Below are 22558 nucleotides of genomic sequence, written 5' to 3' on the forward strand. Positions count from 1 at the left end.
ACTATAGTACTTGATTAGATTTTTTTGAAAATCTTACTTTCTTATCTCCTTCAACTCTAATTCCTACTCTAGTTGTTTCCTTTGTTTTCGGATCAATTAAAGACAAATTAGAAATTTGTATAGAAGCTTCTTTCTTCACGATACCACCTTGAGGGCTTTTTGCACTAGGTTTCGTATGTTTTGAAACCATGTTTACACCTTCAACAATCGCTTTGTTTTTCTCACGGTCAACACGTAAAACTTTACCCTCTGAACCTTTATGGTCTCCAGCAATTACTCTTACGATGTCTCCTGTTTTTATTTTTAGCTTTATCATCTTAAAACGAATTAAAGCACTTCAGGTGCTAATGATACAATTTTCATGAATTGTTTTTCACGAAGTTCTCTTGCTACTGGACCAAAAACGCGAGTTCCTCTCATCTCACCAGCAGCATTCAATAACACACATGCGTTGTCATCAAATCTGATGTATGATCCGTCGGCTCTTCTCACTTCTTTTCTGGTACGTACAACAACTGCAGTTGAAACAGCTCCTTTTTTAACGCTTCCGTTTGGAGTTGTGTCTTTTATAGAAACTACAATCTTGTCACCAACAGAGGCATACCTTCTTTTGGTACCTCCTAAAACACGGATAGTTAAAACTTCCTTTGCTCCAGTGTTATCTGCTACTTTTAGTCTTGATTCTTGTTGTACCATAATTATTTAGCTCTTTCTAGGATTTCAACTAACCTCCAACATTTAGTTTTACTTAAAGGGCGCGTTTCGCTAATCCTTACCGTATCTCCAATGTTACAGTCGTTCTTTTCGTCGTGTGCGTGATACTTTTTAGTCTTCAACACGAACTTACCGTATAATGGGTGTTTTACTTTACGAACTTCAGCGATTACAATAGACTTATCCATTTTATCCGAAGTTACAACACCAACTCTCTCTTTTCTTAAATTTCTTTTTTCTTCCATCTTTCAGCAGATTACAATTATTGCAACTCTCTTTTTGTAAGCTCTGTAGCTAATCTAGCAACTGATCTTCTTACACTTCTAATTTGAAGTGGGTTTTCAATTGGTGATATAGCATGAGCCATTTTTAGGTCAGCATATATTTTCTTAGTCTGGCTAAGCTTTTCTTGCAACTCCGCTGCAGAAAGATCTTTTATTTCTGATTGTTTCATAATATAATATAGATTATGCTTCGAAATCTCTAGCAACAACGAATTTGGTTTTTACTGGAAGTTTTTGTGCTGCAAGACGTAACGCCTCTTTTGCAACTGACAAAGGAACTCCTCCAATTTCAAACATGATTCTTCCGGGTCTAACTACGGCAGCCCAATATTCAACTGCACCTTTACCTTTACCCATACGTACCTCAAGAGGTTTCTTTGTGATTGGTTTGTCTGGGAATATTTTGATCCATAATTGTCCCTCTCTTTTCATAAAACGAGTTGCAGCAATACGCGCAGCTTCAATTTGACGAGAAGTTAGAAAACATCCATCTTCATGTACAGATTTAATACCAAACATTCCATTAGAAAGTTCATGCCCTCTTTGAGAGTTTCCTTTCATTCTACCTTTCTGTACCTTTCGGTATTTTGTTCTTTTAGGCTGTAACATTTTTCTTTAATTTAAAAATTTACTTTCTTTTACGAGCGTCAGGTTTTCCACCTCTATTAAAGTTAGATTTGCCACGAGGAGCATCTCCACCTTTACCACCAGCTTGTTTTTTGTCCATTCCTGCAAGCGGAGAAAGATCTCTCTTTCCATAGACTTCACCTTTCATGATCCACACTTTGATTCCCATTCTACCGTAAGTAGTATGTGCCTCAGCAAGTGCGTAATCAATATCAGCTCTGAAAGTTGATAGAGGAACTCTACCTTCTTTGAAACCTTCTGAACGTGCCATCTCAGCTCCATTCAAACGACCAGAAACCAAAACTTTAATACCCTCTGCGTTCATACGCATTGAGGCAGCAATAGCCATTTTGATTGCACGTCTGTAAGAAATTCTGCTTTCGATTTGACGACAGATGCTTGTAGCAACTAGATACGCGTCAAGTTCAGGTCTTTTGATTTCAAAGATGTTAATTTGAACCTCTTTGTCAGTAATTTTCTTAAGTTCTTCTTTTAACTTGTCTACCTCTTGTCCACCTTTTCCGATAATAATACCAGGTCTAGCAGTAGTGATAGTAACGGTTACAAGTTTTAAAGTTCTCTCGATGATTACTTTTGATACACTAGCTTTTGATAAACGAGCATGGATATACTTTCTGATTTTGTGATCTTCGGCAAGTTTATCACCATAATCATTTCCACCATACCAGTTTGAGTCCCATCCTCTGATGATACCAAGTCTATTTCCAATTGGATTTGTCTTTTGTCCCATCTTGTATTAAATTGCTTGTGTGTTATTAATAGATCCTAACACGATTGTAACGTGATTAGAACGTTTTCTTATTCTGTGTGCACGACCCTGTGGAGCTGGACGAAGTCTTTTCAACATCATTCCACCATCTACTGTAATCGTTTTAACAAATAAACCTGCCTCTTCCATATTAGCATCAGGGTTTTTTGCTTGCCAGTTGGCAATTACAGATAAAACCAATTTCTCTAATTTTCTTGAAGCTTCTTTAGAACTAAATCTTAAGATGTTTAGTGCTCTTTCTACCTTCTGACCTCTTACCAAGTCCGCTACTAAGCGCATTTTTCTAGGTGAAGTAGGGCAGTTATTCAATTTCGCGAAAGCAATAGACTTATTAGCCTCTTTTCTCGCATCTGCTGTTTCTCTTTTACGAACTCCCATTGCTTCTTATTTTTTACCTTTATTTTTTGCTCCAGCATGACCTCTAAAAGATCTAGTTGGTGAAAATTCTCCTAATTTGTGACCTACCATGTTTTCTGTTACGTAAACTGGTACAAATTGACGACCGTTATGAACTGCGATAGTTTGCCCAACAAAGTCTGGAGTAATCATAGAAGCTCTAGACCATGTCTTAACAACTCCTTTGTTTCCACCTGCAATGTTTTCTTGAACTTTCTTGTCTAACTTATAATGAACGAAAGGTCCTTTTTTTAATGAACGTGCCATATCTTATTATTTCTTTCTACGTTCTACGATATACTTGTTACTCGGGTTTTTCTTAGAACGAGTTCTATAACCTTTTGCTGGTATTCCATTTCTTGAACGTGGATGTCCACCAGAAGAACGTCCTTCTCCACCACCCATCGGGTGATCAACAGGGTTCATCGCTACAGGTCTTGTTCTAGGTCTTCTACCTAACCATCTTGTTCTACCTGCTTTACCAGATACAACTAATTGGTGGTCTGAATTAGAAACAGCTCCAATAGTAGCAGCACAAGTTAACAAGATCAATCTTGTTTCACCTGACGGCATTTTAATTGTTGCATATTTCCCGTCTCTTGCCATTAATTGAGCAAATGTTCCAGCAGAACGAGCAATTACAGCTCCTTGACCTGGACGTAACTCAATACATGATATAACAGTTCCTAATGGAATTCTGCTTAAAGGCAATGTATTACCAATTTCAGGTTGAGATTCAGGACCAGAAACTAATTTCTGACCTACTTTCAATCCGTTTTGAGCAATAATATAAGTTTTCTCACCATCAGCATAAGCCAATAATGCGATAAACGCAGTACGATTTGGATCATATTCGATTGATTTCACTGTCGCAGGAATTCCTTCCTTTGTTCTTTTGAAATCAATAATACGATATCTCTGCTTGTGACCACCACCCGTATAACGCATGGTCATCTTTCCTTGACTATTTCTACCTCCAGAGTTTTTTATCGGCGCTATCAAAGAGCGTTCCGGCTTATCAGTTGTAATGGCGTCATAACCATTCACAACTCTAAATCGCTGACCTGGGGTAATAGGTTTTAATTTTCTTACTGACATTTTTCTATCTTAGATATTGTTGTAAAAATCAATTGTTTCTCCTTCTTGTACTTGAACAATTGCTTTCTTAATTGCATTCGTCTTTCCACTGATTAAACCACTTTTAGTGTATTTTGTAGTTCTATCCGGTCTTACGTTCATCGTGTTAACACTCAAAATAGTCACACCATAAGCAGCTTCAATAGCTTTCTTAATCTCAACTTTATTTGCTTTTTTGTTAACAACGAATCCGAAGCGGTTTAAAACTTCACTTTCTTTGGTTACTTTTTCCGTTACTATAGGTTTAATTATGATGCTCATATCCTATTATTTGCTTAAATTTTCTTCAATTATCTCCAAAGAACTCTCTAAAAGAACTAAGTTATTAGCATTTAAAATAGCATAAGTGCTTAATTCTAAGCTACTTACTACGCTAGACGCCTTTAAATTACGTGAGGACAAATATACGTTTTTATTAACGTCACCCAACACAAACAGAGATTTTTTATTTTCTAACTCTAAAGCTTTCAAAACATTAATGAAATTTTTAGTGTTTGGAGTTTCAAAATTAAAGTCTTCAAGAACGATAATATTTGACTCTTTTGCTTTGATTGAGAAAGCAGATTTTCTAGCCAAACGCTTCAAGTTTTTATTCAATTTGAATGAATAACTTCTTGGTCTTGGTCCGAAAACTGTTCCACCACCTTTAAACAATGGATTCTTTGCACTACCCGCACGAGCAGTACCAGTTCCTTTTTGTTTTTTAATCTTACGTGTACTTCCCGCAACTTCAGCTCTTTCTTTAGCCTTGTGCGTCCCTTGTCTTTGATTAGCAAGATATTGCTTAACATCAAGGTATACTGCGTGATTATTTGGTTCAATTGCGAATACTGAATCAGAAAGTTGAACTTTTCTTCCAGTATCTTTTCCGTTGAAATCTAATACTTTTACTTCCATTACTTGTGAATGATTACATAAGAGTTGTTACATCCAGGAACACATCCCTTAATAACAAGTAGGTTCTTTTCAGTCACTACTTTTAAAACTCTAAGGTTTTGAACGTTTACATTTTCGCCTCCCATACGTCCAGCCATACGCATTCCTTTGAATACTCTAGATGGATAAGATGAAGCTCCTACAGAACCTGGCGCTCTTAAACGGTTATGTTGACCATGAGTTGCTTGACCAACACCACCAAAACCGTGACGTTTTACAACCCCTTGAAAACCTTTACCTTTAGATACACCTTGTACATCTACAAATTCTCCTTCAACAAACATAGAAACATCTATAAGATCCCCTAGTTTTTGTTCTGTTGCAAAATTTTGGAATTCAACGACTTTTTTCTTAGCTACAGTTCCCGCTTTTTTAAAGTGACCTAAAGCCGCTTTTGTGGAATGTTTCTCGTTTTTGTCATCGAAACCAAGTTGCAACGCTTCATACCCGTCAACACCTTTGGTTCTGACTTGGGTAACAACGCATGGTCCAGCTTCGATTACTGTACAAGGAATATTCTTCCCGTTCTCGTCGAAAATGCTAGTCATGCCGATTTTTCTACCAATTAACCCAGACATAATTATTAATTATTAATTATTAAATATAAAAATAGAACACTAACACTTAAGTGAACCCTATTTTTTTTAGTGGTGCAAAAGTATAACTTATTTACACACAAACCAAATAAAATATTTTCCACTTAAATGCAGTGCCCTTCTCTTTCTTAAAAAGCTACTTAAACTTTGATCTCTACTTCAACTCCAGAAGGTAATTCAAGTTTCATCAATGCATCAATTGTTTTTGATGAAGATGAGTAAATGTCAATTAATCTCTTGTATGACATCACTTCGAATTGCTCTCTAGCTTTTTTGTTAACGTGTGGAGAACGTAGTACTGTGAAAAGTTTTTTGTGTGTTGGTAATGGGATTGGACCTGTTACAACTGCACCGGTACTTTTTACCGTTTTTACGATTTTTTCAGCAGACTTGTCTACCAACATATAATCGTAAGATTTTAGTTTTATTCTGATTTTTTGACTCATTTTCTTAAAGATTAAGCGTTTCCTTTTGCTTTTTTGATTACTGCTTCCGAAATATTAGAAGGAGTTTCCGCGTAATGTGAAAATTCCATAGTAGAAGTTGCTCTTCCTGATGAAAGTGTTCTTAATGTCGTAACATATCCAAACATCTCAGACAATGGCACATCTGCTTTAATGGTTTTAGCACCTGCTCTATCACCCATGTCATTAACCTGACCTCTACGACGGTTAATATCACCTACGATATCTCCCATGTTTTCTTCTGGTGTAATAACTTCCATTTTCATGATTGGCTCAAGAATTACAGCTCCAGCAGCCTTAGCTACTTCTCTGTATCCCATTCTAGCTGCAAGTTCAAAAGAAAGTGCATCAGAATCCACAGGGTGAAAAGATCCATCTAAAAGCGTCACTTTCAAACTATCTACCTGATAACCCGCTAACGGACCAGCTTTCATAGCTTCTCTGAAACCTTTTTCAACAGATGGTATGTATTCTTTAGGAACGTTACCACCTTTTACTGCATTCACAAATTGCAATCCAACAGGGACTTTACCATCAACTTCATCAGCAGGCTCTAATTTAAATACGATATCACCGAATTTACCACGACCTCCAGATTGTTTCTTATAAGTTTCTCTGTGTTGAGCAATTTTTGTAAAAGCTTCTTTATATTCAACTTGAGGCTCACCTTGGTTCACTTCAACTTTAAATTCACGACGCATTCTATCAACAAGGATATCTAAGTGAAGCTCACCCATACCTGAAATAATAGTTTGTCCTGAAGCTTCATCAGTTCTAACAGTAAACGTAGGATCTTCTTCAGCTAATTTAGCTAAAGCCATACCCATTTTATCAACGTCAGCTTTGGTTTTAGGCTCAATTGCAATACCAATTACCGGCGCAGGGAATTTCATTGACTCAAGAATAATCGGGTGTTTTTCATCACACAATGTATCTCCAGTTTTAATATCCTTAAATCCTACTGCCGCTCCAATATCACCTGCTTCGATAAAATCGATTGGGTTTTGCTTGTTAGCATGCATTTGATAAATACGAGAGATTCTTTCTTTGTTTCCTGAACGGGTGTTCAATACATAAGAACCTGCATCTAAACGTCCTGAATAAGCACGGAAAAAAGCTAAACGACCTACGAATGGGTCAGTAGCAATTTTAAAAGCTAAAGCAGCGAATGGCTCTTTAACATCTGGCTTACGCAATATTTTAGTTTGATCTTCTTCTAACAATTCAGCATCATCAGGATGAATCCCTTCGATACCATCTTTGTCCATTGGAGAAGGTAAATATTTACATACTGCGTCCAACATAAATTGAACACCTTTGTTTTTAAAAGAAGATCCAGCAATCATCGGAATGATAGCCATATCCATAACCGCAGCTCTTAAAGCGAAGTTAATTTCTTCCTCTGTAATAGAGTTTTCATCTTCCATGAATTTTTCCAACAGATTTTCATCATAATCAGCTACTGCCTCAATAAGAATAGATCTGTATTCCTTAACTTCTTCAAGCATATCTTCAGGAATAGGCACAATATCATATGTAGCTCCTAGACCTTCTTCATGCCATACAATAGCTTGGTTTTTTACCAAATCTACCACACCTCTGAAATCATTCTCTTCACCAATTGGCAAAGTGATTGCAACAGCATTAGATTTCAACATATCTCTTACTTGTTGACAAACCATCAAGAAGTTAGATCCTTGTCTATCCATTTTATTAACAAATCCAATACGTGGTACTTTGTACTGATCTGCTAATCTCCAGTTAGTTTCTGATTGTGGCTCAACACCATCAACAGCACTAAACAAGAAAACCAAACCATCAAGAACACGTAAAGAACGATTCACTTCAACTGTAAAGTCAACGTGTCCCGGTGTGTCAATAATATTAAAGTGATAAGGCAATGTTTCAGGTAATACTTTACCTTGTGTAGTTGGGAAATTCCATTCACAAGTTGTAGCAGCAGAAGTAATAGTAATTCCTCTTTCTTGCTCTTGTGCCATCCAGTCCATTGTTGCAGCACCATCGTGTACTTCACCAATTTTGTGTGATTTTCCTGTATAGAATAATATACGCTCAGTTGTCGTTGTTTTACCAGCATCAATATGAGCAGCAATTCCTATGTTTCTTGTATATTTAAGTTCTCTAGCCATTTCTTAGAATTAAAATCTAAAATGAGAGAACGCTTTATTAGCCTCTGCCATTTTGTGAGTATCCATTCTTTTCTTAACAGCAGCACCTTCTTCTTTAGCCGCAGCTAAACATTCTGAAGCTAACTTTTGAGCCATTGATTTCTCATTTCTTCTTCTTGAATAAAGTATTAACCACTTCATTGCATAAGAAATTTTTCTATCTGGTCTAATTTGCATTGGAATTTGGAATGTAGCACCACCAACTCTACGACTACGTACTTCTACGTGAGGCATAACGTTAGTTAAAGCATCTTTCCATATTTCTAATGATGATTTTTCTGCATCTTGCTTTTTTGATTCTATAATGTCAATTGCATCATAAAATACTTTAAAAGCTGTCGATTTCTTACCGTCCCACATTAAGTTGTTCACAAAACGCGTTACCAATTGGTCATTAAACCTTGGATCTGGTAAAAGTGGTCTTTTCTTTGCCGCTCTTTTTCTCATGTCTTTTTTTTAATAAAATGCCATACCTACATAACCATGACGAATCATGCCTCTACAAGAATAACTTTTTAAATTACTTTTTTGCTTCTTTTGGGCGTTTAGCACCATACTTAGATCTCCTTTGCGTTCTTCCTGCTACTCCTGACGTATCAAGTGCACCACGAACGATGTGATATCTAACTCCTGGTAAATCTTTTACCCTTCCACCCCTAACTAATACTATCGAGTGCTCTTGTAAATTGTGTCCTTCACCAGGGATGTAGGCATTTACTTCATTACCATTTGTCAAACGTACACGCGCTACTTTACGCATTGCAGAGTTTGGTTTTTTTGGTGTTGTAGTGTAAACACGCGTACAAACCCCTCTTCTTTGAGGACAAGAATCTAAAGCAACCGATTTACTCTTCTTAGTTATCTGAGTTCTTCCTGTTCTTACTAATTGTTGAATTGTTGGCATAATTAATACTAAAAATTTATTATGTATATTTAATTCCCGCTTTTTACGGGGTTGCAAATGTATAAATTATTTTTTACTCTACAAACGTTAATCCATTAATTTTCAACAAGATTATTTAACGATTGGAATTTTATTACAAACTTTGGATATTTGCAGTACTTTTATAAAAACTTCTTTTTAATTGAAACATATTATCATATACTTTTTCCTATTCAGCATTGGACTAACATCTTCTGCCCAAAACATCCACTTACAACTCACCGGAAACTCTATTTCTGAAACCAAAGTGATTGACTCCCTAAACTACATATCCAAACATAAAAATGCAAAATCGGTAAGTGACGAGCTTGGATCAGTAGTTGAAAAACTATCAAAAATAGGATTTATTGCAAATAAAATCGTGTTCGAAACAAAAATCAACGACTCCACTTACAACGCAAAAATAAATCTAGGAGAACGAATTACATCAATACACATTTATTTAGATGCAAATTCCATACTAAGCGAATTACTTTTCCCCAACAATCCTAAAGACACACTTATCATTGCTTACACTGAAACCGAAGCCTTCCTGAACCGAAGTCAAAAACTTTTAGACCAAAAGGGCTATTCGTTTTCCAAATTATACCTTACTCAATTTCAAAAAAAAGACTACAAACTAATCGCTACATTAAAAATTGAGTCCGAAAACCTAAGAAAACTTAATTCCATCGTGGTCAATTACGACAAAACCAAACAAAATGACATTTTCCCAAAAGGAAACTTGGCTCAAATCAATCGGAAATACAAAAACCAACTATTCAACCCCGTTCTCTTAAGTAAAATTCACGATGATTTTGAAAAATACAACTTCATCACCCAAATAAAGTATCCCGAAATACTATTCACAAAAGACAGCACCAAAGTTTATGTCTACCTTGAAAAAGCAAAGTCAAACACTTTTGATGGCTTTATTGGATTTAATAATAACGATAGCAAAAAATTAACTTTCAACGGCTACCTTGACCTAAATCTTCAGAACACCTTAAAAGTAGGAGAACAATTCTCATTGTATTGGAAAAGCGACGGAAACAAACAAAAAACATTCAAAACAGCATTAGAACTGCCCTACATCTTCAAAAGTCCCTTAGGAATAAGAGGACAATTGAATATTTTCAAACAAGACAGCATCTTTCAAAACACAAAAACAGCCCTAGACCTAAGTTACTACCTTAATTACAATGGCCGAATCTATTTAGGCTACCAATCCACAATATCAAGTGACATTCAAAACACAAACAACACAATTATTGCTGATTTCCGAAATTCCTACCTAACAGCCGAATTAACCTATCTGAAAATAGACAATCGAAGCTCTCTCTTTCACAACAAAACCAATCTTGACATTAAAACAGGAATTGGAAAAAGAGAAATAAGCAACGGTACTGAAAATACAATCAAGACCCCCCAGTTCTACATTGACTTTTTTGCTATGCACACTTTTTATTTGAACAATAAAAATGCGATCAACATTCGAAGTCAAAACTATTATTTAAAAAGCGCTACTTACATTACTAATGAATTATTCCGTTTTGGAGGTATCAACTCCATTCGTGGCTTTACAGAAAATAGCCTTCAGGCTAATTTCATGACAGCCATTCTGACCGAATACCGATACTTAGTTTCGCCCACACTTTACCTACATACTATATTTGATTACTCCATACTTAGAGACGCAACATTAAAAAAACAACCCAGCGCCAAAACCACACTTTTAGGATTAGGGTTTGGGCTAGGTGTTAAAACAAATAACGGGCTCTTAAAAATCTCAATAGTTACTGGCAGCCAAACCGACCAAACATTAAAATTCTCAAATACTATTATTCAACTTAGCTATGGTGTGAATTTTTAAACCCAAATCACAAACAACAAAAAAACATCATTATATAACCTAAATTTTACATTGTGTTAAAATGTTAAATTTCCTATTATATTGGAAATAGCGTTTCATTAATTAGGATTCTTAACAAATTATTAAGAGTTTTGTGTAACTAATTCAAAATATTAAAAAATGAAACTAAAGTTCAATGGAATCTTAGTACTATTAGTAGTACTTATGGCGCAACTAACTTTTGCGCAAGAGAGAACTGTTACGGGTCTTGTTTCTGACAATGCAGGAATGCCTATACCAGGCGTAAGTGTATTAGTTCAAGGAACAAAATCTGGAACACAAACTGATTTTGACGGGAAATACGCTATCAAAGCTGCTCCAAATCAAATCTTGCTTTTTAGCTACATTGGGATGAAAACTCAATCACTAGCAGCTAAATCATCACTTGTAAACGTTACAATGACTGGTTCAGCAGTAGAACTTGAAGGAGTAGTAGTAACTGCTTTAGGTATTAAAAGAGAAAAAAAATCCTTAGGTTATGCAACTCAAGAATTAAAATCTGAGGAGTTAAAATCTGGAACTTCAAGTGGAAACTTCTTAAATGAACTTTCTGGAAAAGTTGCAGGTGTTAACATCACAAGAAACACCAACTTTGGAGGATCTACTAGTGCGATATCTCGTGGTATCAAATCTATTGGCCAAAGTAATGAGATGCTTATCGTGATTGATGGAATGCCTATAAATAATTCAAACACTTCTATCAACGGTTTAACAGCCCAATCAACAGGTAGAGAAGGATATGATTATGGAAATAATGGTATGGATATCAACCCAGATGACATTGAAAGTGTTAACGTTCTTAAAGGAGCCGCAGCGTCAGCGCTATATGGTTACCTAGCAGGAAATGGAGTATTGATGATTACTACTAAAAAAGGTAGATCTAAAAAAGGATTAGGAATCACTGTTTCATCAGAGGTAGTATCTGGTTCTATTGATAAAAGCACTTTTGTGAAATATCAAAAAGAATATGGTGCAGGTTACGGTGGATCGTACGACAGTAACAATAATGTGTACTTTGGTGATGATGCATCAGCAGGTGATGCTTTCGACCCTAATTTAAACTTATTCCAATGGGATGCATACGCTGCTTATCCTGGAAATGCAAATTACGGTAAAGCAACTCCATGGGTTGGAGCTAAAAATGACCCAACTAGCTTTTTCAAAAACTCACTTTCGCTTGTAAATAGTATTTCATTCGAAGATGCTAATGACAAGAGTAATATGGTTTTTAACTACAGTAATACTAAGCAAACTGGAATTTTACCCAATAGTGATTTGACTAAAAACAACTTTAGTTTAAAATTAAATCATCAATTTACAGATAAATTATCACTTAGCTCTTTTGCTAACTTTTCTAATCAATCTACAACAGGTAGAAACTTGACTGGATATGGTGATAATTTCGTTACTGGTTTCCGTCAATGGTGGCAAACTAATGCTGACATCAAACAACTTGAGCAAGCATACAATGCATCAGGAGGACAAAACATTACTTGGAACAGAACTTCAGACACTGACGGAAGTCCTGCTTACTGGAATAACCCTTATTTTGAACGTTACAAAAACTTTCAAAATGATACTAGAAACCGTTTTGTAGGTTATGCAAATTTAACATATAAAGTTAATGATTGGCTTTCTGCAACAGGTAAAATATCTACAGATACTTACTCTGAGATACGTGAAGAAAGAGTAGCTGTCGGTTCAGTAGCAAAAACTTTTGGTATCAATAGACTAGACGAAACTTCAGGTTACCAACGTTATAATGGAAATTTTTCTGAGCAGAATTATGATTTAATTCTTACGTTCAAGAAAGATTTTGGTGAAGATTTTAATTTAACTGCACTTGTAGGAGGAACAGCAAAAAGAAATATTTTCAATTCTATTACAGCTTCTACTCAAGGTGGGCTAATTGTTCCGGGATTATACGCTCTTGACAACTCACTTTCAACAAGTCCATATGCATATGAAAGAGCTAATAAAAGTGGAGTAAATAGTTACTACGGATCAGCTTCCTTAGGATACAAAGACTTCTTATTCTTAGATGCTACTTCTAGAAGAGACGCATTCTCAAACTTACCAGTAGGAGATAATTATTTATTTAGTAATTCTGTTTCGGGTAGCTGGGTTTTCTCAAGCAACATTGAAACAAACTGGTTATCTTTTGGAAAAGTAAGAGGAGGTTATTCTGAAAGCCCTCTTGGAACACCAGGATTAGCACTAGTTGATACCTATTCAAAATCTGATGCTTTTAACGGACAACAGCAGTACTCCGTAAACAGCACTAAAAACAACCCTAACTTACAACCAATTAAGACCAAAACTTATGAAATAGGTCTTGAAACACAAATGTTCAAAAGAAGACTTGGATTTGATGTAAGTTTATACAAAAACATCAATAACGGAGAAGCAGTAAGCGTGCCTTACTCAACTTCTACAGGAAACTCAGCTCGTTTTTTGAACGCAGCAACTATTGAGAATAAAGGTATCGAACTTCAATTTAATGCGACTCCAGTAAAAACAACTAATTTTGCTTGGGACATCAATTTAAACTGGTCTAAAAACGAAAACTTAGTAACTAAATTAGCAGACGGAGTAGACAACTTACAAGTTAGTTCATTCCCTGGTGGAGTTACTTTGAATGCAGAGGTAGGACAACCTTTTGGAGTATTAAAAGGTACAGATTTCACTTATACTGCTGACGGACAAAAAATCATAAATCCTGCTACAGGAAAGTATGTAATTAATACTTCAACTAATAACATTATTGGTAATGTAAACCCTGACTGGGTTGGAGGTATTCGTAATAAATTAACCTACAAATCACTATCTTTTAGCTTCTTAATAGATATCAAACACGGAGGAGATATATTCTCTACTGATCAATGGTATGGTGTAGGAGGAGGATTAGGTGTACAAACAGTTGGAGACAACGATCTAGGAAACCCAAAAAGAAATGCAGTTGCTGACGGTGGTGGTGTAATACTACCTGGCGTTTATGCCGACGGAACGCCAAACACAGTAAGATCAGAATATTTTACTGGAGGAGCTATTACTGAGGCTTACGCTGGAGGAACTGGAGCTAGAAAAGCTTATGTTTATGATGCTGGTTTTATTAAATTAAGAGAGGTGAACATTACCTATAATTTCCCAACTTCACTTGTATCAAAACTGAAATTAAACGACATGAAAATATCTCTTGTTGGATCAAACTTATGGATCATTCAAAAAAACCTTCCAGATGCTGACCCAGAAAGTGGGCTAGGTTCAAATGCTGGCTCATTAGGGCTATCTATTGGTTCTTTACCAACAACTAGAAACATTGGATGTAACCTAACAATAAAATTCTAAACTATGAAAAATAAACTGCTTATATTAATACCTGCTATCAGTCTTTTTGTATCGTCATGCAGTGATGACATTACAGGACTGAATACGGAGACAAAACGCGCCACAGTAACAGAAGCAAACTTCCTATTTACAAGCGCAGAACATGCAATGATGGATCAAGTGACAAGTACGTCTGTAAATTTCAACGTATTTAGATTGTTTGCACAACAATGGACAGAAGTTCAGTACCCACAAGAAAGTCAATATGACCTTACTGGTAGAAGAATTCCTGACACTCATTGGACTGTTTATTATCGTGATGTATTAAGAGATTTTAAAGAATCAAAAGACTTGCTAATTGCACACAAAGCAACTTTTACAGGATCAGCTGCTGAAGCAAAAGCTTTAGACAATAAAATTGCCATACTTGACATTTTAAGCGCTTATTCTTACAGTGTTTTAGTTGACACTTTTGGAGATGTACCTTATACTGAAGCTTTGGACATTATTAAATACCCACAACCTAAGTATGATGATGCTCAAACAATATACAAGGATCTTATCGCTACACTAACTGCTGCATCTAGCTCTTTAGATGTTAGCGCAGGAAGTTTTGGAAGTGCTGATTTAGTATTCGGAGGAGACGCTGCAAAATGGAAGAAATTTGCAAACACACTTCGTTTGAGAATGGCGATAAACATGGATGATGTTGACCACGCTTATGCGACAACTCAAACTTTGGCAGCTTTAGCAGCTGGTGTAATTACTACTACTGCTGATAGCGCTTACCTTAAATACGCATCTGTACAGCCTAATACAAATCCACTATATGTTGATTTAGTAGCAAGCGGGCGTAATGACTTTGTTCCTGCAGATACATTTGTAAATAAGTTAAATGCACTTAGTGACCCACGAAGAGCTAAATACTTCACTCCATTTCCAGTTGGATCAACAACTTATAAAGGAGGAGTATATGGTGTACTTAATACTTATGGTAACTTTTCTCATCTTACAGAAACTATTAAAACTCCTACCTACCCAGGAGTCTTGCTTACTAATTCTGAAGTTGAATTCTTATTAGCCGAAGCTGTAGAAAGAGGTATTGCAGTAGGCGGTACAGCTACATCTCATTATAATGCAGCAATTACTGCATCATTACAAGATTGGGGTGTTGCTAGTGCAGATATTGTTACTTACTTAGCAAGAACAGATGTAGCTTATGCAACTGCAACAGGAACATGGAAACAAAAAATAGGTGAGCAATCATGGATCGCTTTGTTTAACAGAGGTTTTGAAGCATGGACATCTTACAGAAGATTAGATTTCCCTGTATTAAAAGTTCCTGCAATAACTTACGGTGATATTAAGGAAGTTCCTAAAAGATATACATATCCTGGAGCAGAAGAAACTATCAATGCAACTAACTTAGAAGCAGCTTCTTCTAAGCTAGGAGGTAATACAGTAATCAAACATGTATTTTGGGATAAATTATAATTATCACTTAAATATTATTAAAACCATCAGCGAAAGCTGGTGGTTTTTTTTTGTTTATTTGCCCCATAGATAAAGGACATCAAACATTAGAGCGAGCATTAAAGCAATAATATATATATATTTAAAATGACTATAATACTAAAATGATGATAGCAATAAAAACGCAGCCATAGAAACTGTACTCACCAACTCGAGGACAAATTTAAGAGACTAACTTACTATAAGTATTAAGGAACTGCATTGAACACCTTCATATTTGGTTTTTAGATTAAAACATTCAAAGTCACACAAAATTCAACATTAAAAACTAAATTATTAAAAGCCTCGAATATGATCGTTACAAGCTACAGCTGAACCTCGTTATTACATAACGGAGTAAAGAAACAGACCATTTAATCTAGTGAATTGACAAAGCCCCCAAACTATATATAAGGTTAAATAAATGACGCAACAAGAAAGAAAAGCTTATAATCACTACAACAAACTTGGGAAGGTATCGACTAACATTTTACGGATTATAGCAATCTAAAAATTATAGTCCTCACTACTACAACACGGATATACAAAGTAAAATCCAAAAGAAACCCTAATAATTCAGCACGAAAATCGAACTCTGCTTTAGCTTTCTACTATAAAAAGCAACACTTCCATCTATACCGCCAAAACCAAACTAGTTTCAAGAATGCAGTTGCTAAACTACCAAAGAGTTCATAAAAACTACAATTTATAATTCACTATTTTTTTTTAAACCTTTCAGCAGTATCACTCATTCTCATTAATTACATCTCAACAAACTCTTTACAAGCTAAACCCAATCATAAACAAATTCGAAAACCAATTAAAACGAAAACCAGATAGAACTTCAAAAATTCCAAACCATTTCAATTTATTTGGCAAAAACCTATTCACCTTCTCACAACACCTTTTACCGCTATTGAGTTTAAATTATTGTAAACAGCACGAATAAACCCTTAAACCACAAACCGCTTTCTAATCTACAGCGAAAAACAAAACAACATAAGCTTATTAAACAAACCTTCTTTTTTGATATAGATCATATATCACGACAAAAATTCATTGTTAAATAAACAAAGGGTTTTAACAACTTTCCCCTCACAAAATCTAAATTTTACAAATAACACACTCATAACCAGAACCTAATACCAAGCTCTATAAGTCAGTTTTATCTTATAATTTTACTTTTTTTCGCGCTGAAACGGCAAAAAAACATTGTTTCATAACATATAATTTACATTGTGTTAAAATGTTAAATTTCTTTTCATGTTAAAAATAGCGTTTCTATAATTAGGATACTTAACAAATTATTAAGAATTTTGTTTCACTAATTCAAAATATTTAAAAATGAAACTAAAGTTCAATGGAATCTTAGTGCTATTAATAGTACTTATGGCGCAACTAACTTTTGCGCAAGAGAGAGCTGTAACAGGAGTTGTTTCTGACAATACAGGAATGCCGATACCGGGCGTAAGTGTATTAGTTAAAGGAACTAACTTTGGAACACAAACTGATTTTGACGGAAAATTTGCAATCAAAGCGAGCCCTAGTCAAATTTTAATTTTCAGCTATATTGGGATGCAATCTCAAGAACAAAAAGCTACATCGACATCTATTAACGTTCGATTAGTAGGTACTGCAGTACAACTAGAAGGAGTTGTAGTAACTGCATTAGGTATAAAAAGAGAGAAAAAATCTCTTGGATACTCAGCAACAACTATTAATTCAGAAGAACTAAATAAGTCTTCACAGACTAACGTTGCTGATGCATTAAAAGGAAAAGTAGCTGGTGTAACTATTTCAAGTGCTTCTACTGATCCCGGAGCTTCTTCCGGAGTAATTATCAGGGGATTTAGTAGTTTAACTGGAAATAACCAACCTTTATACGTTGTTGATGGAATTCCCATAAACAATGGATCAAGCTTTTCAAGCAGCCTTAATGGCGGTTATGACTTTGGTCGTGGGTCTGGAGATATCAACCCAGCCGATATTGAAACAATGTCTATCCTTAAAGGAGCAGCTGCAACAGCACTTTATGGATCAAGAGCAGCAAGTGGTGTAATTCTTATTACTACTAAAAAAGGAAAAGCTGGTAAAATCGCAGTAAGCTTTTCAAACGCAACTAATTTCACGCAAATCTTAAGAACTCCACAGTATCAAGATCAATTTGGTCAAGGTTGGAATGGACAACATTTTTTAGGTGAAAACGGATCTTGGGGACCAAAATTTGATGGTGTTGTTAGACCTTGGGGAAATATAGTAGATAATGCTCAAAAAATAAAACCGTACTCTTTTCAAAAAGATCAGCTTGAGAACTTTTTTGACACTGGAGTAAGCCAATTAAACACATTAGCGATATCAGGAGGATCTCAAGATTCATCGGTAAGACTATCGTACTCAAATTCTCAACAGGATGGAATCATGCCAACTGATGCAGATAAATTCGAAAGAAACACTTTAGGTTTATCTGGAAGTTCAAAAGTTAAAAACATAACTATTTCAGGAAACTTAAACTACGTGAATACTGGCGGGAGTGCCGTTGCTACAGGTCAAGGTTTGACTGTAATGAACAACTTAATGCAGATCCCTACAGATATAGCTTTAAGCGAATTTAAAGACTACACTAGTCCTTTTAACAATGTTTCAAATTACTACACTCCTTACGGTGTAACTAATCCATATTTTACATTAAACGAAAATGGATCAAAATTCACAAAAGACAGAATCTACGGATCTATTGAAGTGAATGCTGAAATCAACAAATGGTCAAGCTTTGTTTACCGTTTTGGTTTAGACCAATCTACGGCAAATTTAGCTCTTTGGGAAGAAAGAGTAGATGCATTGCCTGGATCACCTAATGATCTTTCATCAACAGAACAACCAGGTTCGTACGAAGAATCTAAGTCTGTTACAAAACAGATTAACCATGAGCTTTTGTACAATTTAAACTTTGATCTTTCAAAAGACTTGGAATTACAGTCTTCATTTGGATTTAATATGAATCAAAGAACAGCTAGTTCAATTACTGGTAATGTTGGTAGTCAAGATATTGCAGGATTTCATTCATTTGATAATTCAACAGAAAACGCTAAAGCTACTTCTAGTAGATCAGAAAGAAAATTGTACGGAGTATACAACAGTACTTCATTATCATTTAAAAATCAACTTTTCTTAACTGGTACACTACGTAATGACTGGTACTCAACTTTACCTGAAGGAAATCGTTCTGTATTATACGGAGGAATAAATGCAAGTTGGGCTTTTACAGATACTTTTCCAGCAATCAAAGACGTTGTGAATTTTGGTAAATTAAGAGCTAACTACGGTGAAACAGGTGTTGATACAGATCCATACCAAGTATTGCCAGTATTCGTAAAAGGAGATGTAGGTCTTGGTTTTGGTAACTTAACTTACCCTTTCAATGGAGTAAACGGATATGAAGTAGGTAATAGAGCTGCCAATCCAGATTTAAAACCTGAGAGAAGAAAAGAATATGAATTTGGTATAGAAGCTTCTTTCTTTAGAAACTTATTCACTGTTGATTTCTCCTATTATGATTCTAAAGTTGTAAATCAAATTATCTCATTACCACTTGCAGCATCAACTGGATTTACTTCACAAACTGCCAATGTTGGAACAATTTCTAATAAAGGGTTTGAAGGATTATTAACGTTAAATTTTATTCAACCAAAAAACAATAGTTTTGGATGGACTACAACAATAAACTACGCAACAAATAATTCGGTCCTTGAGAAATTAGATCCAAGATTAGATAAACTAAATTTAGGCGGGTTGAGTACAACTGCATTTATAGCTAAACAAGGATCTCCGATTGGATTAATTGAAGGTAATGTACCTTTAACTGACCCTAATGGAAACATTGTAGTTGACGCGAATGGAATTCCTATTGCATCGCCTATAAAAGAAGTATACGGAGATACTCAATATGATTACACTATGGGAGTAGGAAACTCTTTAAGTTACAAAAATATAACTTTGGATTTCTCATTTGACATTCGTCAAGGCGGATTAATGTATTCAAGAACTGCTGACATTACTCGATTTACAGGGAACTCAATAACAACAACTTACAATAACAGACAACCATTCGTTGTTCCTGGTTCTGTAACTCAATCAACTGCTACTGATGGAACTGTAACATATGCTCCTAATACTACACCAGTAGATATTGAGCACCAAGATGACTATTATAGTGCAACAGCATTAGATAGAGCAACAGTAATTGATAAATCATTTATAAAACTAAGAGAAGTTGTTATTGGATATCAACTTCCTAAATCACTGTTAGGCGCTAGTCCTTTACAATCACTTTCTTTTTCAGTAGTTGGAAGAAATTTATTCTTATGGACTCCTAGCAGCAACCAATATATTGACCCAGAAACATCAACTTTCGGAACAGATATTGCAGGTCAATTTGGTGAATTTAGCGCTAACCCTTCAACTAGAAGCATCGGTTTTAGTGTAAAAGCAAACTTTTAATAAAGAAATAATATGAAAAATATATCTAAAATATTACTAATAATCTTTTCAGTTGGAGCATTAAGCTCTTGCGAACAAGATTTAGATGTGAATACTAACCCTAATTCTCCCGGCGCAATTACTCCTGACTTGGCTCTTGCTTCTGCTGAAGCTTCGCTGATAGCAATGACTGGTGGAGAATTAGCAAATGTTGGTGGATTTTACGCTCAATATCACACACAAGCACCAAGTGCTGGTCAGTACGACGCGATTGACCAATACAACCTTCCGACTAATTTCGCAAACAGGGCATGGGATGAACTTTACTCAGGATGTTTAAACGATTTAAAATTCGTTATTACTGAATCAGAGTTACAAGGAAATACAGGAAAAGTATTAATCGGAAAACTTCTTGAGGCATATACATACCAAGTTCTGGTAGATGTTTTCGGAGATGTTCCTTATACTGAATCTTTAGGTGGAGTAGCAAATATAAACCCTAAAGTCACGCCTGGAGACGAAATTTATACTGATTTATTAAAACAAATCAATACAGCGGTTGCTGCATATAACGCAAATCCTGTTCCCTCTGCATTCGGTACTCAGGACGTTATCTACCAAGGAGACATGACAAACTGGCTTAAATTCGCTAATACACTTAAACTAAAGATTTACATGCGTATGGCATATACATCTCTAGCAGATCCAGTAGCTGTTAAAGCTCTTTTAGCACAAAACAATTTCATAACTGCGGATGCAAGTTTTGCTAAATTTGGAACTGAAATTTCACAACGTAATCCATTTTACGAAGTAAATCTATCTTCATCTCCAGGTTTAGGTGATATAAATCATATTGCTAGTAATACTTTGATGGAGTTTTACGAACAAAACGGTGACCCAAGAAAAACAGCAGTGTACAGAGCGTCAACTACTAACACCTTTGCAGCATTAGACCAAGGAAACGGTGAAAACTTCACCAATACCGCAATAAACTATGCTAGACCAAAAGTTACTGCTACAACACCTGTTTATTTATTAACAGTAGCAGAAAGTTATTTTTTACAAGCTGAAGCGTTGATTAGATATTCTGGTCAATCTGGAGCTAAAGAAAAATACAATTTAGGTGTAGAAAATTCATTTAAAACTTACGGATTAGCTACAACTGGAGCAACAACTTTAACAGCTACAGGTGCGGCATATGAGTTCATCACTGGACTTGGTACTGAGCAAGCTGTAAGACAAGTAATGATTCAAAAATGGGCAGCCTTAGCTAATGTTAACAACATAGAGGCATATATAGAAACCACTAGAACAAAGTTTCCTGAAGTTGTAACATTTGGAACACAAGATTACTCAAAAGGAAACAGAGTACCATCTCTTACTTCTATATTAACAGCTAAAACTGTCCCAAGTATTCTTTTCTATCCACAAAATGAAGTTGATAGAAATACCAACATTACTCAACGTACATCAATTACACAAAAGGTTTGGTGGGATCAAAAAAATTAATATAAAAATCACGTATATGAAATACTTAAAAAAAATCAAAATAGCAGGTATCACAATGTTATTTTTAACAATACTTTCGTGTAGCCTTGAACCAGAAATTGGATCTACAGTTACCTATTTCCCGGACATTACACTAAAGGGAGCAACGATAGTATTTGTACCATTAGGATCGGCATACAATGACCCAGGAGTCTCTGCAACTGAAAATGGAGTTGCAATTGAATACACTTCGACTGCAGTAGGAGTAAACAGAAAGTCAAATAAATTGGATACGAATATTCAAGATGAATATATTCAAACTTACAAAGCTACTAACAAAGATGGTTTTGCAAATACAGTTACAAGAACTGTAATCGTATACAAAACAGGAGATTTAGTAAACAGCATCGAAGGAGTATATACTTCAACTGCTGCTAGAAATGGTTCTACTCCTAGTGCTGCATACAGAGACATGAAATATATCTATATCTGGAAAAACACTGATGGAACTTACGAAATATCTGATGCATTTGGCGGATGGTATCCAATAGCAAGAGCTATTGCCAACAGTAATACACCCGGTGGTAAAATGAACGCTGTAAACATTAGCACAAATACATTTACTTTCCCAGGAAATCCAATGACAAATACTTACTTTGGCGGAGTTGCTACACTAACAGCAGTTACTGTAAATCCAGCAACAAAAAAAGTGGTAGTTTCTTGTGATTGGGATACAGGTACTACTCTATACAAATTTGTATCAACTTTAACTCAAGTACAACTTTAAT

22 protein-coding genes are annotated in these 22558 nt (G+C 35.4%); 6 read left to right on the forward strand and 16 right to left on the reverse strand.

The genetic code is table 11. From position 1 onward, the window contains the following. Nucleotide 1 precedes the first annotated feature (1 nt). The 16 genes from rplX to rpsL all read right to left on the reverse strand — a co-directional run bounded on the left by rplX (nt 2) and on the right by rpsL (nt 9037). Nucleotides 2-316 (reverse strand): 50S ribosomal protein L24, encoded by a 315-nt coding sequence (gene rplX, locus HJ01_RS01805; RefSeq protein WP_007136555.1) that lies wholly within the window; start codon nt 314-316, stop codon nt 2-4. Nucleotides 317-327: 11 nt separating this feature from the next. Further along, on the reverse strand, nt 328-696 hold the full coding sequence (gene rplN / locus HJ01_RS01810; protein WP_007136556.1) for a 50S ribosomal protein L14: 369 nt from the start codon (nt 694-696) through the stop codon (nt 328-330). A gap of 2 nt (nt 697-698) precedes the next feature. Further along, entirely contained in the window at nt 699-959 is a 261-nt protein-coding gene (rpsQ, locus tag HJ01_RS01815; RefSeq protein WP_007136557.1) for a 30S ribosomal protein S17, read from the reverse strand. Between the two features lie 17 nt (nt 960-976). Then, nucleotides 977-1168, reverse strand: coding sequence for a 50S ribosomal protein L29 (rpmC, locus tag HJ01_RS01820; protein ID WP_007136558.1), 192 nt, complete (start codon nt 1166-1168; stop codon nt 977-979). Nucleotides 1169-1181: 13 nt separating this feature from the next. Beyond that, nucleotides 1182-1607, reverse strand: coding sequence for a 50S ribosomal protein L16 (gene rplP, locus HJ01_RS01825; RefSeq protein WP_007136559.1), 426 nt, complete (start codon nt 1605-1607; stop codon nt 1182-1184). Nucleotides 1608-1626: 19 nt separating this feature from the next. Next, the gene (gene rpsC / locus HJ01_RS01830) at nt 1627-2376 is read right to left on the reverse strand and encodes a 30S ribosomal protein S3 (RefSeq protein ID WP_007136560.1); all 750 of its coding nucleotides are present in this window, start codon (nt 2374-2376) and stop codon (nt 1627-1629) included. Nucleotides 2377-2382: 6 nt separating this feature from the next. Next, nucleotides 2383-2793, reverse strand: a complete 411-nt coding sequence (gene rplV / locus HJ01_RS01835; RefSeq protein WP_007136561.1) for a 50S ribosomal protein L22 — start codon at nt 2791-2793, stop codon at nt 2383-2385. Nucleotides 2794-2799: 6 nt separating this feature from the next. Beyond that, the gene (gene rpsS / locus HJ01_RS01840; RefSeq protein WP_007136562.1) at nt 2800-3078 is read right to left on the reverse strand and encodes a 30S ribosomal protein S19; all 279 of its coding nucleotides are present in this window, start codon (nt 3076-3078) and stop codon (nt 2800-2802) included. Between the two features lie 6 nt (nt 3079-3084). Next, entirely contained in the window at nt 3085-3909 is an 825-nt protein-coding gene (rplB, locus tag HJ01_RS01845; RefSeq protein ID WP_007136563.1) for a 50S ribosomal protein L2, read from the reverse strand. 9 nt (nt 3910-3918) lie between these two features. Then, nucleotides 3919-4209 carry a 50S ribosomal protein L23 gene (rplW, locus tag HJ01_RS01850; RefSeq protein ID WP_007136564.1) on the reverse strand — a complete coding sequence of 97 codons (291 nt, stop codon included), beginning with the start codon at nt 4207-4209 and terminating at the stop codon, nt 3919-3921. A 6-nt stretch (nt 4210-4215) separates the two neighbouring features. Next, on the reverse strand, nt 4216-4845 hold the full coding sequence (gene rplD, locus HJ01_RS01855) for a 50S ribosomal protein L4 (protein ID WP_007136565.1): 630 nt from the start codon (nt 4843-4845) through the stop codon (nt 4216-4218). Further along, on the reverse strand, nt 4845-5462 hold the full coding sequence (gene rplC, locus HJ01_RS01860; RefSeq protein ID WP_007136566.1) for a 50S ribosomal protein L3: 618 nt from the start codon (nt 5460-5462) through the stop codon (nt 4845-4847). The genes rplD and rplC overlap by 1 nt, the downstream gene beginning before the upstream one ends. A gap of 158 nt (nt 5463-5620) precedes the next feature. Continuing rightward, a complete protein-coding gene (gene rpsJ / locus HJ01_RS01865) occupies nt 5621-5926 on the reverse strand; it encodes a 30S ribosomal protein S10 (protein WP_040473603.1) in 306 nt (101 codons plus the stop codon). Nucleotides 5927-5937: 11 nt separating this feature from the next. Further along, nucleotides 5938-8094 carry an elongation factor G gene (gene fusA, locus HJ01_RS01870; protein WP_007136568.1) on the reverse strand — a complete coding sequence of 719 codons (2157 nt, stop codon included), beginning with the start codon at nt 8092-8094 and terminating at the stop codon, nt 5938-5940. A 9-nt stretch (nt 8095-8103) separates the two neighbouring features. Continuing rightward, the gene (gene rpsG, locus HJ01_RS01875; protein WP_007136569.1) at nt 8104-8580 is read right to left on the reverse strand and encodes a 30S ribosomal protein S7; all 477 of its coding nucleotides are present in this window, start codon (nt 8578-8580) and stop codon (nt 8104-8106) included. Nucleotides 8581-8653: 73 nt separating this feature from the next. Next, complete coding sequence (gene rpsL, locus HJ01_RS01880; protein WP_007136570.1) at nt 8654-9037, reverse strand: 30S ribosomal protein S12; 384 nt, start codon at nt 9035-9037, stop codon at nt 8654-8656. A 181-nt stretch (nt 9038-9218) separates the two neighbouring features. Here rpsL and HJ01_RS01885 point away from each other — a divergent pair, with 181 nt between their 5' ends. From HJ01_RS01885 to HJ01_RS01910, 6 genes are all read left to right on the forward strand, one after another. Beyond that, nucleotides 9219-10928, forward strand: coding sequence for a hypothetical protein (locus tag HJ01_RS01885; protein ID WP_007136571.1), 1710 nt, complete (start codon nt 9219-9221; stop codon nt 10926-10928). Nucleotides 10929-11087: 159 nt separating this feature from the next. After that, complete coding sequence (locus HJ01_RS01890; protein ID WP_007136572.1) at nt 11088-14315, forward strand: SusC/RagA family TonB-linked outer membrane protein; 3228 nt, start codon at nt 11088-11090, stop codon at nt 14313-14315. A gap of 3 nt (nt 14316-14318) precedes the next feature. Next, complete coding sequence (locus tag HJ01_RS01895) at nt 14319-15788, forward strand: SusD/RagB family nutrient-binding outer membrane lipoprotein (protein WP_007136573.1); 1470 nt, start codon at nt 14319-14321, stop codon at nt 15786-15788. Between the two features lie 1362 nt (nt 15789-17150). Further along, entirely contained in the window at nt 17151-20303 is a 3153-nt protein-coding gene (locus tag HJ01_RS01900; protein WP_238531059.1) for a SusC/RagA family TonB-linked outer membrane protein, read from the forward strand. Between the two features lie 12 nt (nt 20304-20315). Further along, nucleotides 20316-21791 carry a SusD/RagB family nutrient-binding outer membrane lipoprotein gene (locus HJ01_RS01905; RefSeq protein ID WP_007136575.1) on the forward strand — a complete coding sequence of 492 codons (1476 nt, stop codon included), beginning with the start codon at nt 20316-20318 and terminating at the stop codon, nt 21789-21791. A gap of 16 nt (nt 21792-21807) precedes the next feature. After that, entirely contained in the window at nt 21808-22557 is a 750-nt protein-coding gene (locus HJ01_RS01910; protein ID WP_007136576.1) for an immunoglobulin-like domain-containing protein, read from the forward strand. The last annotated feature ends 1 nt before the right edge of the window (nt 22558 follow it).

The organism is Flavobacterium frigoris PS1 (assembly GCF_000252125.1).
GTDB classification, from domain to species: Bacteria; Bacteroidota; Bacteroidia; order Flavobacteriales; family Flavobacteriaceae; genus Flavobacterium; species Flavobacterium frigoris_A.

Coding starts and splice junctions, on each gene's coding strand:
- rplC (WP_007136566.1), bottom strand. CDS start 5,462: ATGTCTGGGTTAATTGGTAGAAAAATCGGCATGACTAGCATTTTCGAC.
- rplN (WP_007136556.1), bottom strand. CDS start 696: ATGGTACAACAAGAATCAAGACTAAAAGTAGCAGATAACACTGGAGCA.
- HJ01_RS01895 (WP_007136573.1), top strand. CDS start 14,319: ATGAAAAATAAACTGCTTATATTAATACCTGCTATCAGTCTTTTTGTA.
- rplD (WP_007136565.1), bottom strand. CDS start 4,845: ATGGAAGTAAAAGTATTAGATTTCAACGGAAAAGATACTGGAAGAAAA.
- rplV (WP_007136561.1), bottom strand. CDS start 2,793: ATGGGAGTTCGTAAAAGAGAAACAGCAGATGCGAGAAAAGAGGCTAAT.
- rplB (WP_007136563.1), bottom strand. CDS start 3,909: ATGTCAGTAAGAAAATTAAAACCTATTACCCCAGGTCAGCGATTTAGA.
- rpsQ (WP_007136557.1), bottom strand. CDS start 959: ATGGAAGAAAAAAGAAATTTAAGAAAAGAGAGAGTTGGTGTTGTAACT.
- rpmC (WP_007136558.1), bottom strand. CDS start 1,168: ATGAAACAATCAGAAATAAAAGATCTTTCTGCAGCGGAGTTGCAAGAA.
- HJ01_RS01910 (WP_007136576.1), top strand. CDS start 21,808: ATGAAATACTTAAAAAAAATCAAAATAGCAGGTATCACAATGTTATTT.
- rpsS (WP_007136562.1), bottom strand. CDS start 3,078: ATGGCACGTTCATTAAAAAAAGGACCTTTCGTTCATTATAAGTTAGAC.
- rpsL (WP_007136570.1), bottom strand. CDS start 9,037: ATGCCAACAATTCAACAATTAGTAAGAACAGGAAGAACTCAGATAACT.
- rpsG (WP_007136569.1), bottom strand. CDS start 8,580: ATGAGAAAAAGAGCGGCAAAGAAAAGACCACTTTTACCAGATCCAAGG.
- rplP (WP_007136559.1), bottom strand. CDS start 1,607: ATGTTACAGCCTAAAAGAACAAAATACCGAAAGGTACAGAAAGGTAGA.
- rpsJ (WP_040473603.1), bottom strand. CDS start 5,926: ATGAGTCAAAAAATCAGAATAAAACTAAAATCTTACGATTATATGTTG.
- rplW (WP_007136564.1), bottom strand. CDS start 4,209: ATGAGCATCATAATTAAACCTATAGTAACGGAAAAAGTAACCAAAGAA.
- HJ01_RS01900 (WP_238531059.1), top strand. CDS start 17,151: ATGAAACTAAAGTTCAATGGAATCTTAGTGCTATTAATAGTACTTATG.
- HJ01_RS01890 (WP_007136572.1), top strand. CDS start 11,088: ATGAAACTAAAGTTCAATGGAATCTTAGTACTATTAGTAGTACTTATG.
- fusA (WP_007136568.1), bottom strand. CDS start 8,094: ATGGCTAGAGAACTTAAATATACAAGAAACATAGGAATTGCTGCTCAT.
- rpsC (WP_007136560.1), bottom strand. CDS start 2,376: ATGGGACAAAAGACAAATCCAATTGGAAATAGACTTGGTATCATCAGA.
- HJ01_RS01905 (WP_007136575.1), top strand. CDS start 20,316: ATGAAAAATATATCTAAAATATTACTAATAATCTTTTCAGTTGGAGCA.
- rplX (WP_007136555.1), bottom strand. CDS start 316: ATGATAAAGCTAAAAATAAAAACAGGAGACATCGTAAGAGTAATTGCT.